Here is a 16,391-nt window from a genome sequence, read left to right as displayed (position 1 = left end):
AAGGGGAGAAGCGAGATTCATGAAAAACGTGGTGGCTGTTTTTGTGGTGCTGATTGTTGTTTTGGGCGCACTTGGAACCGGCGGTCCGGCGGAAGCCGTCAGAGGTTCCAAGGCGGCAGAAAGCGGCCTTTTTGTCGAAAAGGTTTCAGGGCTTCACAAGGATTTTATAAAAGGGGTTGATGTTTCGAGTATCATCGCTTTGGAAGAGAGCGGCGTCGCCTTTTACAATGAATCCGGAAAGAAACAGGATATATTCAAAACGCTGAAGGAAGCAGGCGTCAATTATGTCCGGGTGCGCATCTGGAATGATCCCTATGATGCTAACGGCAATGGCTATGGAGGGGGCAATAATGATCTGAAAAAAGCGATTCAGATCGGAAAACGGGCCACTGCCAACGGAATGAAGCTGCTGGCGGATTTCCACTATTCCGATTTCTGGGCGGACCCGGCGAAACAGAAAGCGCCAAAAGCATGGGCAAACCTAAACTTTGAAGATAAAAAAACGGCGCTTTACCAATATACAAAACAAAGCCTTGAAGCGATGAAAGCAGCGGGCATCAACGTCGGCATGGTGCAGGTCGGAAACGAAACAAACGGGGGTCTTGCCGGTGAAACGGACTGGGCGAAGATGAGCCAATTATTCAATGCGGGGAGCCAAGCGGTCCGGGAGACGGATTCGAATATTTTAGTCGCCTTGCATTTTACCAATCCGGAGACGTCCGGCAGGTACGCTTGGATTGCCGAGACGCTTCACCGGCACCATGTCGACTATGATGTATTTGCAAGCTCATATTATCCATTTTGGCATGGCACACTGAAGAATCTAACATCCGTCCTGACATCCGTCGCGGATACGTACGGCAAAAAGGTCATGGTAGCCGAGACATCTTATACGTATACGGCTGAAGACGGAGACGGACACGAAAATACAGCCCCTAAAAACGGTCAAACGCTCAATTACCCGGTCACCGTTCAAGGACAGGCGAACGCGGTCCGTGATGTGATTCAAGCGGTCAGCGATGTAGGAGAAGCCGGAATCGGCGTTTTCTATTGGGAACCGGCATGGATTCCAGTAGGACCGGCACGCCAGCTTGAGAAAAATAAAGCGCTTTGGGAGACATACGGATCAGGCTGGGCCACAAGCTATGCCGCTGAATACGACCCGGAAGACGCAGGAAAGTGGTTTGGCGGCAGCGCCGTAGACAATCAGGCATTGTTTGATTTTAAAGGACGTCCATTGCCGTCTCTGAATGTATTTAAGTATGTTGATACGGGAACACCATTCAAAAATTGACTTGCAGCTGAATTCTTGGATGAAGGCGAACGCCGTTTGCCGGAAAGCGGTTTAAAGCAGAATGAAAAAAGGCCGGATGATATCCGGCTTTTTTTCGTGAAAGGACAGTCAGAAAGCGTAATTAAAATGTTTTCATTCAATTGACAGAAAGATAGGGTCCGCTTAACCAGCGGTTACCGTTTGAAATGCATCTTCTACAGATACGTATTCATATCCAAGGTCGCGCGCGACGGCCTTGTAGGTAATGCTTCCGTTTGCAACGTTGACGCCGAGAGCGAGCGCCTGATTTTCGGCGACTGCTTGTTCAACGCCTTTATTTGCGATTTGCAAAGCGTAAGGCATAGTGACGTTTGTTAAGCCGATCGTTGAAGTACGGGGAACGGCTCCCGGCATATTGGCGACTGCATAATGGACAACGCCGTGCTTCGTATAAGTCGGATCGTCATGCGTAGTGATCTTATCAACCGTTTCAATAATGCCGCCCTGGTCAATCGCCACGTCTACAACAACTGAGCCTGGGGACATCGACTGAATCATCTCTTCTGTGACAAGTTTCGGCGCTTTTGCACCAGGGATTAAGACGGCGCCGATGACAAGGTCAGAGTCTTTTACGGCTTCCGCAATGTTGAGCGGGTTGGACATAAGCGTTTGAATGTCTTTGCCGAACTGGTCATCGAGCTGGCGGAGGCGCTCAGCGCTCAAATCGATCAAAGTGACGTCAGCGCCAAGTCCGACTGCGATTTTGGCAGCGTTCGTACCGACCACTCCGCCGCCGATGATCGTAACCTTGCCGCGTTTTACGCCGGGTACGCCTGATAACAGGATGCCTTTGCCGCCTTTTGATTTCTCAAGAAATTGCGCGCCGATCTGTGAAGCCATGCGTCCGGCGACTTCACTCATTGGAGTCAGGAGCGGAAGCGTCCGGTTCACTTCGACCGTTTCGTAGGCGATGGCTGTGACGCCGCTGTCCACAAGCGCTTTCGCAAGCTCAGGCTCAGCTGCTAAGTGCAGATACGTAAATAAAACAAGTCCTTTTCGGAAATAGCCGTATTCAGAGCTGATCGGCTCTTTCACCTTCATGACCATATCCGCTTTTGCCCATACATCCTTCGCTTCAACCAAAATGTCTGCCCCGGCTGCTTTGTAGTCAGCATCCTCAAAGCCGCTTCCAAGTCCGGCTCCCTGTTCGATTAAAACTTGATGACCGCTTTTTTTAAGCGCGACTACTCCGGCCGGCGTAATGGCTACACGGTTCTCATTGTTTTTAATTTCTTTCGGAATTCCAATGATCATGATGTCGTCCCCCTCAAATGAAATATGATTCTACCGCTAGTATAAATCTCTGAACCGGCAAGAGCATCGTGTGTAAAATTAAAAATGTAAGCGCTTTTTTGTGAAATTTAACAAATTGGTGAACGTTGAATGAAGTGAAAGGATTGATATGAGGAGTTATCTATTAAAATTTTTTTCTTTAAAAAATAGTTTTGTTAAAAAAACAAATGTAAGCGATTACATTTTGTGTCGTTTCACAAACATAACCATATTTCGTTGTGATAGAATATCTCTTGCAGCTATGAAAGCGTTATCTTTGTTGGGAGTGAGTCATATGGATATCTTAGAAATACTAGGCAAGATTAATAAGGTATTATGGGGGCCGCCCAGTTTAATTTTATTATTTGGGACAGGCTTATTTTTAACGTTTGTTTTAAAAGGACTGCAATTTCGCCGCCTGATCTATGCGTTTAAGATCGGATTTGGCAAGGAAGACAGCAAAGACGCAGCTGCCGAAGGGGATGTGAGCCATTTTAAAGCTTTAATGACAGCGCTTGCCGCCACGATCGGAAACGGAAATATCGCAGGTGTCGCGACGGCATTGACACTCGGCGGACCGGGTTCGATCTTCTGGATGTGGGTTGTCGGGCTGTTGGGCATGGCAACGAAATACGCGGAAGCCTTGCTTGCTGTTAAATTCCGCGTAAAAAATGAAAAAGGGGAATATTCAAGCGGGCCGATGTATTATATCGAACGCGGACTCGGACGCAGATTTAAAGGACTCGCCATCGCTTTTGCGCTGTTTGGAGCTTTTGCCGCTTTGGGGATAGGCAACAGCGTCCAATCCAATACGATTGCCGATATTACAAAGAACAGCTTCGGTATCGAAAACTGGGTGACAGGGCTGATTCTCGTCATTCTTGTCAGCGTCATCATCTTCGGCGGCATCCAGCGGATCAGCACGGTTGCCAGCTTCTTTGTGCCGATCATGGCTTTTCTTTACATGGGCGGGGCGATCTTGATTCTGATTTTGAATTATGACAAGATTATTCCGGCTTTTGAGCTGATTTTCTATTATGCTTTCCACCCTGTGGCAGCAGCCGGCGGTTTCCTTGGAATTGCCGTATCTGAAGCCGTTCGGAACGGGGTGTCCCGCGGCATTTTTTCAAACGAAGCAGGCCTTGGGACGGCTGCGCTAATCGCCGGAAATGCGCGTGCAGATCATCCGGTAAAACAGGCGCTCGTCGCAATGACCGGGACATTTATCGTTACGATCGTGGTGTGTACGATGACCGGTTTAACCCTTATTATTACCGGTTTCTGGGATCCGTCTGGCGGCTTGATATCCGGCGTGGCCCATAATGCCAGCCTTGAAGGCGGGGCATTGACGAGCGCGGCATTTGCCTCAGTACTCGGCGCGGCAGGCGAATATATTGTGTCGCTGTCGGTGATTTTCTTTGGGTTCTCTACAATTGTCGGCTGGTATGTTTACGGAGAAAAATGCTTCGAGTATTTGGCCGGTTCCAAAGGAATTGCGAGCTACAGGCTGGTCTACATCCTCGCTTGCGGCATCGGGACGGTCGCCAACCTCGTCACCGTCTGGGCATTTGCCGATATGGCGAATGCACTGATGATGATTCCAAACCTGATCGCCATCCTGCTGCTTTGGAAAGTTATCAAAGCAGAGACAAATGATTATTTTCATCACTTCTATGAACATACCAAATCGGCGGGTCCGCCAAGTAAACCAATTCATTAATCAATTAAAAGCTCTGCCTTCCAGGCAGAGCTTCAGCTTGTCGACAAAGCCACAAAAAGTGGCTTGATCGACAAGCTTTTTTTGTTAAAATGTGAGTGAAATCTAGTTTTTGGAGGTTTTTCCATGTTGTCTAAGCACTCTAAAGATCAGCGCGAACAGCTTGAAGTCTTTGCCTTAAGTGAACTTGTCCCGGAAGACCATCTGGTCAGGAAAATAGAAGAAGCCATGGACTTTTCTTTTATTTATGAAAAAGTTGCTCCCCTTTATTCTTCAAAAGGGCGCCCAAGCATTGATCCCGTTGTATTGATCAAAATGGTTCTGATTCAGTACGTGTTTGGCCACCGCTCGATGCGCGAAACCATTAAACGGATCGAAACCGATGTCGCTTATCGCTGGTTTATTGGATATGGATTTTCTGAAAAAATCCCTCATTTTTCAACCTTCAGTAAAAACTATGAGCGCCGTTTTCATGATACGGACCTATTTGAAACAATCTTCTATAAAATCTTGCGTCAGGCCATGGATCTCGGTCTTGTCGACCCGTCGGTCGCCTTTATCGATGGAACCCATGTCAAAGCCAATGCGAATAAGAAAAAGTTTGTGAAGAAGATTGTGAGAAAAGAAACAAGAGCTTATCAGGAACAATTAGATCGAGAAATTAATGCCGATCGCGAAGCCAACGGCAAAAAGCCCTTAAAGCCCAGGCAATGCTCAGAAGAACGGGAAATAAAAGAAAGTACGACAGATCCTGAGAGCGGTTATTTTGTAAAAGGTGAACGGGAACGTCTTTTTGCTTATGGTTTTCATACAGCTTGTGACCGGAATGGATTTGTGCTGGGGGCGGTTGTTGAGCCTGCCAATATTCATGACAGCCAAGTGTTCACGACCCTGTTTCAACAGGTGAAAGAGCACGTCGCTAAGCCTCATACAGTCGCAGTTGATGCCGGATATAAAACGCCGTTTATCGCAAAGTTTCTAAGTGATCAAAATGTCCGTCCCGTCATGCCTTACACTCGACCACAAACTAAAAAAGGGTTCATGAGAAAACATGAATATGTATACGATGAATATTACGATGCTTATATTTGCCCTGACGATCACGTTCTGACATATCGCACAACCAACCGTGAAGGCTATCGGATTTATGCATCAGATCCAAACCGATGTGAACACTGTTCTTTTCTGAAGCAATGTACGGAAAGTCGAAATCATCGAAAGATGATTCACAGGCATCTCTGGCAGGATCATTTGGATGAAGCCGACCATCTTCGCCACACGGATGAGAATAGGCGAATCTACGCCAAACGCAAAGAAACGATCGAACGAGTTTTTGCGGATTTAAAACACAAGCATGGCCTGCGCTGGACAACCCTGCGGGGAAAGAAAAAATTGTCCATGCAGGCGATGCTTGTTTTCGCTGCCATGAATCTCAAAAAGCTGGCGAATTGGACTTGGAAAAGTCCAATTCGCCAGCATTCTCATCGAAAAAACAGAATAAATTGGACAAAAATAGGTCGGATTATAAAAATCCGACCTATTTTGTCAACGGTCTGAAGCTCTGCCTTCCAGGCAGAGCTTTTTCTTTGTTTACAATCATACAAGATCTCAAATTTTGACGAAAAATGTCGATACTATGAAATGAAGAAGATCTTTAATTTGAAAATTGCATTTTATCATTGATGACATAAAGGAGAAAGGATCACCATCATGAAAGTAAAAACAAAACTGCTGGGAATTATATCAATTTTAGTCGTTTCCATTATTGGAATCGGAGGTTCCTCTGTTTTTATGATTTCTTCTACGGTGAAAAAGAATGAAGAACTTAAGGACAAGATGGAATTTCAAAAAGAGATTAAGCATATTCAATATCGTCTGACCGGTTTGTCGAATGACGAAAGAGGCCTTATTATGACCGGAGATAATGAATACAGTGAAGGAATGAAGGACAAGGCCGACGATGTTTTAATGAGTCTTGACCGTGCAGGAAAACTGATCCGGGAAGACACATACAAAGCGAACGTCGAAGAAATTAAAGAAAATTTTAAGGCTTATTGGGGTTTAAATCAACAAGTTATACAGTCTTACGCTTCAAGCTCTAAAAAAGCTGAATCGATTCATTTCGGAGAGGAAAGAACATTAAGAAAAGAAGTCCTCGATCCGTCTGTCAACCAGCTGGTCGAAAGCCTGGAACAAGAGGTGGAAGATCTGAAAGCAGAGATCAGCGCCAACGGGACGATGAGCGAATGGGTCATCATCACTGTCACAGCAGTATCAGCCATAGTTGGAATTGTCTTGAGTCTGCTGCTCTTGAAGTCTATTCTGGTACCGTTGAGAAGCCTGAATCAGCAGCTTGGGGACATCGCCCACGGTGAGGCGGACTTAACCAAGAAAGTGATCGTCAAAAATAAAGACGAGTTCGGCCAGCTTGCAAATTCTTTCAATGCTTTTGTTCAGTCGCTGACGCAAATTGTGAAGCAGATCAGCAGTTCGTCTGAGCAAGTCGCCGCATCCTCTGAACAGTTGTCGGCAAGCGCGGAGGAATCGAAATCGACCTCCGAACTGATTTCGGAAGAGATGCAGGCGATTGCCGACAGCAATATGACGCAAAGCGAAATGACAGAAAAGAGCTCGGAATCGATTCATGAATTGCTGGACCGTTTATCATCCGTTGCCTCCAATACAGGCAGCATAGCGGATCTGTCGTCTTCGATGAGAGACAAAGCCGAAATCGGCTCCGAATCCGTTCATAAAATGCTCGAGCAAATGAACTTCATTGATAAATCCGTCGACTCAGCCGGCAGCGGCCTCGAGGCGCTCGTGTCCAGCACGGCGGAAATCAGCAACATTTCTTCGCTTATCACCGATATTTCGGAGCAGACGAATTTGCTGGCGCTGAACGCGGCAATTGAAGCAGCAAGAGCGGGAGAACAAGGAAAAGGGTTTGCCGTCGTGGCGGAAGAGGTCCGGAAATTGGCGGACGAAACGAATAAATCGGCGAACCATATTCAATCATTGGTCACAACGATCCAAAATGAATCGGTAGAAACGGTGAATAATATTAAAGTCGTTCAAGAAAATGTCAGCTCCGGAATCGCTCTGTCCCAGGAGACAACCGGCAATTTCAACGAAATTTTGAACTTGGTGGAACAGGTTGCTTCTCAAATCCAAGAAGTCGCAGCTTCTACTCAGCAGCTGACATCAGGTGTCGAAATGGTTCAAAACACCATTCAAACATTAGCTTCCGGATCACAGGAAACGTCGGCTGGCACAAAAGCGGTTGCTTCCTCAACTCAGGAGCAGCTGGCTTCGATGGAAGAAATCTCTTATGCAGCAGAATCGCTGTCTCAATTGGCTGAAGAACTTCAAACCGTCATCAATCGATTTAAATATTAAGCAGAAAACCCCATCAGGCGATGGGGTTTTAATTGGTTTTCATGGCGGCTATAGCGCCCTCGGGGATTTCCTCTTCGTGTACTTCAGTCAAGCTTCCGGCTTTCGTTCCGTACGCCCATACTTTGATGAAAGCGCCGGGACGCAGTTTTTCGTCCGCCTCTGCTTCAATCTGCTGTTTGTGTCCGCTCGCGTCATATCCGGTTAATGTGTAGTTGTACTTTCCGTTATTCAGCTTTTCTGCATGATCTTCGGCTTTGAGATAATAAGCCTCAGGCTTTCCCTGGCCTTGTATGAAATGATCGGCCAGCGGCACAAGGCCCCCTGTCGCTTTCTGCAGGATAAAAACGCCGGCAACGGCGATCAGAACCGCGGCAATCAGGCCGCCTGCCCGTGTCTTCATATACCTTCTCCTCTTTCATTCAGTTTGTGAATGGTATTATTTTATAAAAAAGGCGCAAGGAGAAGAAATTGATTCATATTACAGTACAATTACATGATTGTAAGGTAGGACGAAGCACGGCGGCTTTTGTTTATCAGACCGCTTCGTGTCATAATATATCCAAACAAAAGGAGAGACCGAGATGCAAAAAGTGATGATTGTAGAAGACGACCCGAAGATTGCCGATCTGTTAAAATCGCATATTGTCAAATATGGATACAACGTTCATGTCGTGAAAGACTTTGACCGTGTCATCGATGAGTTCAGAAGCACGGCGCCTGATCTTGTTCTGCTTGATATTAATTTGCCGAGCTTTGACGGCTATTACTGGTGCCGGCAAATCCGCCAGGAATCGATTTGCCCTGTCTTGTTTATTTCGGCGCGGACGGGCGAAATGGATCAGGTCATGGCATTGGAAAACGGCGGGGATGACTTTATCACCAAGCCGTTTCACGCCGAAATCGTGATGGCAAAAATACGCAGCCAGCTTCGCAGAGCTTACGGGGAGTATGCAGCAAAAGCGGAGGAACGGCTTCTCGAAAAAGAAGGACTGCGGCTGTATCCGGAAAGACTTGAACTGACATTCGGCGGTCAAACGGCTGCTTTGACGAAAAAAGAAGCCGATATTATCGAAAGCTTAATGGAACGCCACCCGAGGATTTCCGGCCGGGAAGATTTGCTGGCCAAACTGTGGGATGATCAGGCCTATGTGGATGAAAACACGCTTAATGTCAACATTACACGCGTCAGAAAAAAGTTTCAGGAGCTCGGAATTGAAGATGCGGTAGAAACAGTGCGGGGCGCAGGCTACCGCTTGAATATATCCTGGGTGAAGGCGGGAGAGGAATGAAGCTTTTTTTCAAAGAACACTATTTGTTGATTGCCGTGCAAGTGCTGCAGTTTATCACGATGCTGTCGGTGTACTGGCTTGATGGGTATCAGCACATCAGGCCGGCTTTTTATGCCGTTTTTCTCGGCTTTTTCTTTCTTGTCTGCTATCTTTTCTACCATTACTATACGCGCCGGAAGTTCTACAAACGGATGACGAGCGGGCTGGAATCATTGGATGACACCTTCAGGCAATCGAATCAGCCCCAATCCCCTCTTTCAGAAGCGCTTGAACAGCTGCTGAAAAGCCAGTACAGGCAATACCGTCAAGAATTAAAGAAGCTGGAGCTTGGACAAAAAGAGCATTTGACCTTCATGGATCAATGGGTGCACCAAATGAAGACGCCGCTGTCGGTCATCGAACTGACGGCTCAAAATTTGGATGAACCGGAATCATCAAGCATCCGCGAGGAGACCGAACGGATGAAAACGGGCCTCAATACGATTCTCTATATGGCCAGATTGCGGACGATCGAGCAGGATTTCCGGATAAAACCGGTCGCATTGGCGGATATCGTTCACGAGGTCAATCGTGAAAACAAGCGCTTCTATATTCGCAGTCAAGTTTATCCTAAGTTCAAGGAAGTCAAAAAAGGCATCACAGTCGAAACAGATGAAAAGTGGCTGTTTTTCATCATTTCCCAATTTGTCAACAATGCGGTCAAATACTCAGCGGGAAAAAGCAATACGGTTATTATTTCTATTGGTGAAAACGATTCGGAAGCGGTATTGGAAGTGACAGATTTCGGCGCCGGCATCCCGGATACAGATCAAAAGCGGGTATTCGACCCGTTTTTCACAGGAGAAAACGGACGCCGTTTCAGAGAATCAACCGGAATGGGTCTCTATTTGGCAAAAGCGGCGGCTGACCAGCTTGGACACCGAATCGAACTTGACTCACAAGAAGGGCAAGGCACGACAATCCGGCTGATTTTCACGGCTACACAAAACCTTACATCGATGTAATGAAAGTGAAAGAAGAATCGATAGTTCATCAACAAGAAATTTAGGTAAACTGATCACAGATCAAAAGTTAAAGGTGAAAGGGGATCTTGTGATGCTTCAGGTCAAACAAGCCAGTAAGATTTACGAAGGAAAAATTGCGTATCGCGCGTTAACGGATATTAACCTAACGATTGATAAAGGTGAATTCGTCGGCATCATGGGGCCGTCCGGAAGCGGAAAAACGACCCTATTAAATATGATTGCAACGATCGATGAACCGACGACGGGCGAAATATTGATCAGCGGCCAAAACCCGCATGTTCTCAAAAAAGAAAAATTGGCTAAATTTCGCCGCAGAGAGCTGGGATTTGTGTTTCAGGACTTTAATCTTCTGCCGACATTAACCGTTGAAGAAAATATCGTACTTCCTTTGACGCTTGACGGTGAAAAGGTCAGGGAAATGAAGCGGAGGGCAAACGATTTAGCTGAAAAGCTTGGAATTACCCACATTATGAAAAAGCGCACATATGAGATTTCGGGCGGTCAGGCCCAGCGCGCCGCTGTAGCGAGAGCGATGATTCATTCGCCGAAGCTTCTGCTTGCCGATGAGCCGACAGGCAACCTTGATTCAAAGTCATCCAAAGATGTGATGGAAATGCTTGAATCGATCAACCGCAACGAAAAAGCGACCATGATGCTTGTCACGCATGACCCTCAGGCGGCAAGCTATTGCAACCGGGTCGTCTTTATTAAGGATGGAAAGCTGTATTCGGAGATCAACCGCGGCGATAACCGCCAAGCGTTTTTCCAAAAGATTCTCGATACACTGTCTTTGTTGGGAGGGGATGCAAATGACCTTTCGTCAGTTCGCGTTTAACAACGTCATTCGCAACAAAAGGCTGTATGCCGCTTATTTTCTCAGCAGCATGTTTACAGTGATGGTTTTTTTCGCATTCGCGATCTTTGCTTTCCACCCGGTGATGACAAGTGATTCTTTGACCTCCGGCATCGGGCAGCATGTTTCCATTGGCCTGTTAGTCTCCAGCGGCATTATCTTTGTCTTTTCTTTCTTCTTTGTGCTGTACTCAATGAGTTCGTTTCTTCAATCGAGAAAAAAGGAATTCGGCGTTTTAATGATCCAAGGGATGTCTATGCGCCAAATTCGCATGATGGTATTTCTTGAAAATATGCTGATTGGGCTTTTTGCGACAATCGGCGGGATTGTGCTCGGACTTGTCTTCGCCAAATTGATACTGCTCACAGCGGAAAATGTGCTGATTATTGATAACAAGCTCGATTTTTATTTTCCGTTGATGGCGATCATTGTGACGTTTATTTCTTTTAACGGCCTGTTCTTATTTATTTCTTTTCTTGTGTCATTTGTGCTCAGGAGCGAGAAGCTGATTGTTCTGCTAAAAGGAAACAAAATCTCCAAAGGGGAGCCGAAAGCATCTGCCTTGCTTACAGTGGTTGCAGCTGTTCTGCTTACCGGAGGCTATTACACCGCTTTGATTGTCAAGAAAATAGGCGTTCTTGTGGCGATGGTTCCGGTGACGATTGTTGTCATTATCGGCACATATCTGCTGTTTACGCAGCTGAGTGTTTATGTGATCCGCAGGCTCAAAAAACGGGAAAGCCTGTTTTGGCGGAAAACGAATATGATTTTGTTTTCTGATCTGTCTTACCGGATGAAAGACAATGCGCGGACGTTTTTTATGGTGGCCATTATCTCTACTGTCGCGTTCAGTGCGATTGGGACGCTGTATGGTTTCCAAACTCTGCTGACAAACGGAATTAAAGATATGAACCCGCATACGTTCTCGTATAAACCGCCGAAAACAAACAAAGACACCGAACAAGACGTGGCTTTCATCAACGACACGCTAAAAGAACGAAATATCAAAACAGACAAAGCATCAGCTGTCCTTCAATATTTCGATGTCGATGGCCATGACATGCTGATTGTGAAAGAATCTGACTATAACAAGTTTGCCGATCTGGTCGGGGCCGACCACGTCAAGCTTGAAGAAGGGAAAGCCGCAGCTGCCGAGTATGATGTCAAGGTTGGCCTAGAGGGAGAAGACGACCAGCCGCTCCCTTCATCAATCCCTCTTGCAACTGGACAAAAGCTGCAGGCTGACAAAACGGTCCGTTCAAAAGCGTTATCTGAAAACAGTTATTATATTGTGACAGACAAAGATTTCGCACAGTTGAAAAAACCGAAAAGCGAAAACCGGTTTTATGCCTGGCAGGCAAAAGAATCTGACGGCATGGCTTTAGTGAAAGCCGGGGAGGTTCTGCAAAAGAAACTGGATCGGATTTATTTCGCGGCTGTAGATTATGAGGTATATGATATAAGCAAAGGGTATGGCCCGGTATTATTTGTTGGACTGTTTATCGGAATCGTCTTCTTCGTTTCAGCAGGGAGTTTTCTCTACTTCCGCTTGTACACTGATTTGGACGATGATAAGCAGAAATTCAAATCGATTGCCAAAATGGGCTTAACAGACCGGGAACTGCATAAAGTGCTGAACAGGCAGATCGGCATTCTGTTCTTCGCGCCTATCGCTGTTGCCCTTGTCCATGGAGCTGTGGCGCTGACCGCTTTATCGCATGCCTTTCAGTACAACCTCTTCAAGGAATCTGCAATGGTGCTCGGCGTGTTCTTCGCCATCCAGGTTATATATTACTTCATTGTCCGCTTCTACTATACAAAACAGATAAAAGCGGCGATTTAAAAAAGATTAGACTACGTGTCTAATCTTTTTTTATACTTGCAGCCGGAAAATTTGGGATAAACATACCTATGTATTTTGCCTCTTTCTTCATTTGGATGATTATGTTAATTTGATATTATTTCAAATTTGAAAGAGGAGTGATCGATTTGCAGGTAAAAGAAATATTTGTTATTCGCTTTATTTCCTGCTTAAGCGTTGTTTTGCTTCATGCGATATCGATGGTGCTCATGGTGCGGGCGGACATGCTTGGAGATACGGTTTTCCGGGTTGTTGAATCTTTCAGGACGCTTCTGATGTTCAGTACGCCTGCGTTTATTTTTATTTCCGAATTTTTGCTCGCGCATGCTTACCCTGGCGGCGTTCCGGAAGGGTTTTTAAAAAAGCGGTTTAAAACGATTTTCATCCCTTTTCTATTTATCGCTGTTTTGGATGCTTTTATGACCGCTGGTCTGATGATGCAGCAATTTCATGCATCGGTCATTTTAAAAAAACTGTTGGCGAATATTTTCCTGGGGAATTTCATCGGTTATTTCATCCTCGTCATTTTTCAATTTTACTTGTTGCACATGTGCTTCCATTCATTTTTGCAAAAGGCGTCGCCTAAATGGGTGCTTACGATTTCTTTTGCGGTCACAGCGGCTTATTTGAGCTATTTCACGTTCATTCAACCTCCGGTTGTACAGGAAGAGGCGCCGTTTCCTTTTTCATGGGTGCCGTTTCCCGGCTGGCTCTTTTATTTTTGTTTGGCCTATTATTGCGGCAAAAATTACGAGCGCTTTTTGGCATTGCTGGAACGATACAGGCATGCGGTATATGCAGCGGCTGCTGTGACCGGATGTTTCATTGTAGCGGTTTCCTACTTCGGACAAGACATCGCAGTGACGTCAAAGCGTCCGGATATCCTGCTTTATTCAACAAGCATCATTTTCTTATGCTTTCACCTGTTTTCAAAACTGAAGTCGGTGCCGAAGCTGATCATGATGATCAGCAACTATTCTTTTTCTATTTATTTATTGCACGCTTTTATCCTGATTTTCGGGTTGGTCATTTTAACGAGCTTTGAAAGCATCGGTACGGTTTCGGCTGTTTTGCTCTTGTTTTCAATCTCTACAGGCGTTGCGGTTTTCATATCTTGGACCGTCAATAAATTGAAGTATGGCTATATGTTTGTCGGAAAAATTTACGTGCCGAAAAAGAGGAGAATCGAGCAAAAAGTGAGCCATCATGCCGGTTAACGACTTAGATTGATAGAGCGAAAAGCCAGAACGGCAGGTTGCACCGCCGGAGCTTTTCGCTTTTTTATATTCTCGCAAAAATGTTCCGGTTTTGACACATCTTCTTTTAAATGGAAGGTGGCTTATTGCCTATAATCATATTATGATAACGATTATCATTTTCATAAGGTGGAGGCCTCAACAATGGTTTTAGCTGAATTAAAACAAAAAGAGAGAGCAAGAATCATAGATTTTTCAGAAGTGAATGAACTTGTTCAGCGCAGGCTCATACAGCTCGGGATGAAAGAAGAAGCTGAAATTTGCGTGCAGCGGAAATTGCCGTTTGGCGGACCGTTCATGTTTGAGTCAGGCGGACAGTGCCTCGGCATACGGCTTGAAGAAGCAAAAAAGATCAGGATTGAAAAGCTATGAACAGCCGGCAGATTGCCCTTTTCGGAAATCCGAATACGGGGAAAACGTCATTGTTTAACGCGCTGACAGGCTCCTATGAGTATGTCGGCAACTGGAGTGGGGTGACCGTTGAGAAAAAGGTGGGACTGCTCCGCCATAAACAAGGAATGATGGTCGATCTCCCGGGCGTTTATACATTGAGCCCGCTGTCCCGCGATGAAGGGGTCGTCACTGACTTCCTGCTCAACGAATCATTTTCAGACATATTGAATATTGTCGATGCATCCCAATTAAAGCGGAATTTGCACTTAACTGTGCAGCTCCTCGAATTTGGTCATCCGCTCACAATCGGTTTAAATATGATCGATGTCGCAGGACAGCGAGGCGTCTTCATTGATCATCAAAAGTTGTCTGCAGCGCTAGATGTTCCGGTGATTCCTGTGATTGCTCGCAGCGGCAAAGGGTGTGATGAACTGAGCCGGCATTTGCTTCTTGAAAAAGAAAAGAGAACAAAGCCGCTCGTCATCAATTACGGAAGCACAGTAGAAGAAGCGATTGGCAGGATCGAGTCGATCATACCGGAACGTCCCGGCGTTTTAAAACGGTGGATGGCTCTTCAATATTTGGAAGGCAACTCGAAAATGAAAGAGCAGCTGGAAGACGCGGCCGACAGCGAACGGTTAAAGGAAATTTACGAGGAGACAGAAAAACGCCTTCTTCAGGAACAATCCGCAAAATCGCTGCATCAGCATATTTACAATGAGAGAGAACGATGGATTGACCGCATCATGTCATCCTCTGTTGAATATCAGTCAGATCGAAAACAGACGCTGACTGAACGCGTGGATCAGATCGTTACGCATCCGGTGCTTGGCATTCCGATTTTTTTGTTGTTCATGTATCTCATGTTCATGCTGACGTTTGACTGGCTTGGTGTTCCATTGTCTGATACACTGGACGGTTTCATCGGCGGACCGCTGACGGAATGGACGGCTTCGGCACTGTCGGCAATGGGAGCCAGCCCGTTTATCGAGGCGCTCATTCTCGATGGGATCATTGCCGGTGTCGGCGGTGTCCTCGTTTTCGTCCCGCAGATTTTTATTCTGTTTTTCTTCATTTCGGTGCTCGAAGATTCCGGGTACATGGCGCGTGTGGCCATGGTGATGGACCGTCTGATGGAGGCGATCGGTTTAAACGGTAAAGCCTTTATACCGCTGATCATCGGCTTCGGCTGCAATGTTCCGGGCGTCATGGCTGCACGAACTGTAGAGCAGCCTAAGGAAAGACTTTTGACGATTATGCTGACGCCATTTATGTCCTGTTCGGCAAGACTTCCGGTTTATGCTTTGTTTGCAGGGGCTTTTTTTGCGGCTCATCAGGCTTTCGTCGTCCTGACCTTGTATGTGCTGGGCATTGCTGCGGCGCTGGTGCTGGCGAAGTTTTTATCCTCATCCAAGCTCAAAGAAGAAAAGTCGTTTTTCGTGATTGAACTGCCGCCTTATCGTTTGCCTCAAGCGCGTACATTGTGGCGGGCAACATGGGAAAAGGGCAAAGGTTTCGTCCGCAAAGCCGGGACTTACATTTTTGGCGGTTCTGTCCTCATTTGGCTTTTATCGTATACAGGGCCCGGTGGAACGGGCGTTGAGATGGATGACAGCTTTTTAGCAATGATTGGCGGAGTGCTCGCACCGTTGTTGATGCCGCTGGGGTTCGGCACATGGCAGGCAGCGGCATCACTATTAACCGGTTTTCTGGCGAAGGAAGTTGTCGTTGCTTCGATGAGCATCATCTATTTCGTACCTGAAGCCCAGCTGCAAGGCATGATGGCTGAGCAATTTACACCGCTGGCCGCTTACGGATTTATGGCTTTCGTTCTTTTATACGTACCATGCCTCGCGACAGTCGCGGTGATTAAAAAAGAAACAAACTCGAAAAAGTGGATGTTCCTGTCCATTGTTTACGGACTGGCCATTGCGTATGCGATCGCGTTCTTGATTTATCAGGGCGGAAGATTGCTTGGGTTATCATAGGAAGGATG

The 16,391-nt window shown here is 46.2% G+C and carries 13 protein-coding genes; 11 read left to right on the top strand and 2 right to left on the bottom strand.

Annotated features, from left to right (window positions below; all coding sequences use genetic code 11):
• Nucleotides 1–19 precede the first annotated feature (19 nt).
• Complete coding sequence (locus MKZ04_RS16555; RefSeq protein ID WP_128822237.1) at nucleotides 20–1,294, top strand: arabinogalactan endo-1,4-beta-galactosidase; 1,275 nt, start codon at nucleotides 20–22, stop codon at nucleotides 1,292–1,294.
• A 162-nt stretch (nucleotides 1,295–1,456) separates the two neighbouring features.
• Here MKZ04_RS16555 and ald read toward each other — a convergent pair whose 3' ends face one another.
• On the bottom strand, nucleotides 1,457–2,587 hold the full coding sequence (gene ald / locus MKZ04_RS16550; RefSeq protein ID WP_020453571.1) for an alanine dehydrogenase: 1,131 nt from the start codon (nucleotides 2,585–2,587) through the stop codon (nucleotides 1,457–1,459).
• A 313-nt stretch (nucleotides 2,588–2,900) separates the two neighbouring features.
• Here ald and MKZ04_RS16545 point away from each other — a divergent pair, with 313 nt between their 5' ends.
• From MKZ04_RS16545 to MKZ04_RS16535, 3 genes are all read left to right on the top strand, one after another.
• Nucleotides 2,901–4,325 (top strand): alanine/glycine:cation symporter family protein, encoded by a 1,425-nt coding sequence (locus MKZ04_RS16545; RefSeq protein ID WP_023856858.1) that lies wholly within the window; start codon nucleotides 2,901–2,903, stop codon nucleotides 4,323–4,325.
• Between the two features lie 123 nt (nucleotides 4,326–4,448).
• Nucleotides 4,449–5,879, top strand: coding sequence for an IS1182 family transposase (locus tag MKZ04_RS16540; protein ID WP_035338155.1), 1,431 nt, complete (start codon nucleotides 4,449–4,451; stop codon nucleotides 5,877–5,879).
• Between the two features lie 153 nt (nucleotides 5,880–6,032).
• Nucleotides 6,033–7,718, top strand: coding sequence for a methyl-accepting chemotaxis protein (locus MKZ04_RS16535; protein WP_341046391.1), 1,686 nt, complete (start codon nucleotides 6,033–6,035; stop codon nucleotides 7,716–7,718).
• Between the two features lie 28 nt (nucleotides 7,719–7,746).
• Here MKZ04_RS16535 and MKZ04_RS16530 read toward each other — a convergent pair whose 3' ends face one another.
• Complete coding sequence (locus tag MKZ04_RS16530; RefSeq protein WP_144497500.1) at nucleotides 7,747–8,118, bottom strand: YxeA family protein; 372 nt, start codon at nucleotides 8,116–8,118, stop codon at nucleotides 7,747–7,749.
• Between the two features lie 181 nt (nucleotides 8,119–8,299).
• On the opposite strand from MKZ04_RS16530, the gene MKZ04_RS16525 reads away from it, so the two are divergent.
• From MKZ04_RS16525 to feoB, 7 genes are all read left to right on the top strand, one after another.
• The gene (locus tag MKZ04_RS16525; RefSeq protein ID WP_020453567.1) at nucleotides 8,300–9,007 is read left to right on the top strand and encodes a response regulator transcription factor; all 708 of its coding nucleotides are present in this window, start codon (nucleotides 8,300–8,302) and stop codon (nucleotides 9,005–9,007) included.
• The gene (locus MKZ04_RS16520; protein ID WP_020453566.1) at nucleotides 9,004–10,011 is read left to right on the top strand and encodes a sensor histidine kinase; all 1,008 of its coding nucleotides are present in this window, start codon (nucleotides 9,004–9,006) and stop codon (nucleotides 10,009–10,011) included. The genes MKZ04_RS16525 and MKZ04_RS16520 overlap by 4 nt, the downstream gene beginning before the upstream one ends.
• Before the next feature lie 91 nt (nucleotides 10,012–10,102).
• Complete coding sequence (locus MKZ04_RS16515; protein WP_020453565.1) at nucleotides 10,103–10,867, top strand: ABC transporter ATP-binding protein; 765 nt, start codon at nucleotides 10,103–10,105, stop codon at nucleotides 10,865–10,867.
• Complete coding sequence (locus MKZ04_RS16510) at nucleotides 10,842–12,728, top strand: FtsX-like permease family protein (RefSeq protein WP_020453564.1); 1,887 nt, start codon at nucleotides 10,842–10,844, stop codon at nucleotides 12,726–12,728. The genes MKZ04_RS16515 and MKZ04_RS16510 overlap by 26 nt, the downstream gene beginning before the upstream one ends.
• Nucleotides 12,729–12,874: 146 nt before the next feature.
• Entirely contained in the window at nucleotides 12,875–13,963 is a 1,089-nt protein-coding gene (locus MKZ04_RS16505) for an acyltransferase family protein (protein WP_341046384.1), read from the top strand.
• Between the two features lie 183 nt (nucleotides 13,964–14,146).
• A complete protein-coding gene (locus MKZ04_RS16500; RefSeq protein WP_020453562.1) occupies nucleotides 14,147–14,374 on the top strand; it encodes a FeoA family protein in 228 nt (75 codons plus the stop codon).
• Nucleotides 14,371–16,383 (top strand): ferrous iron transport protein B, encoded by a 2,013-nt coding sequence (feoB, locus tag MKZ04_RS16495; protein WP_020453561.1) that lies wholly within the window; start codon nucleotides 14,371–14,373, stop codon nucleotides 16,381–16,383. The genes MKZ04_RS16500 and feoB overlap by 4 nt, the downstream gene beginning before the upstream one ends.
• The last annotated feature ends 8 nt before the right edge of the window (nucleotides 16,384–16,391 follow it).

Origin of the sequence: Bacillus sp. FSL W7-1354 (genome assembly GCF_038002405.1) — a bacterium.
GTDB lineage: Bacteria > Bacillota > Bacilli > Bacillales > Bacillaceae > Bacillus > Bacillus paralicheniformis.
The sequence above is the reverse complement of the archived record's forward strand: the minus strand, read 5'-3'. Positions and strand labels throughout refer to the sequence as shown.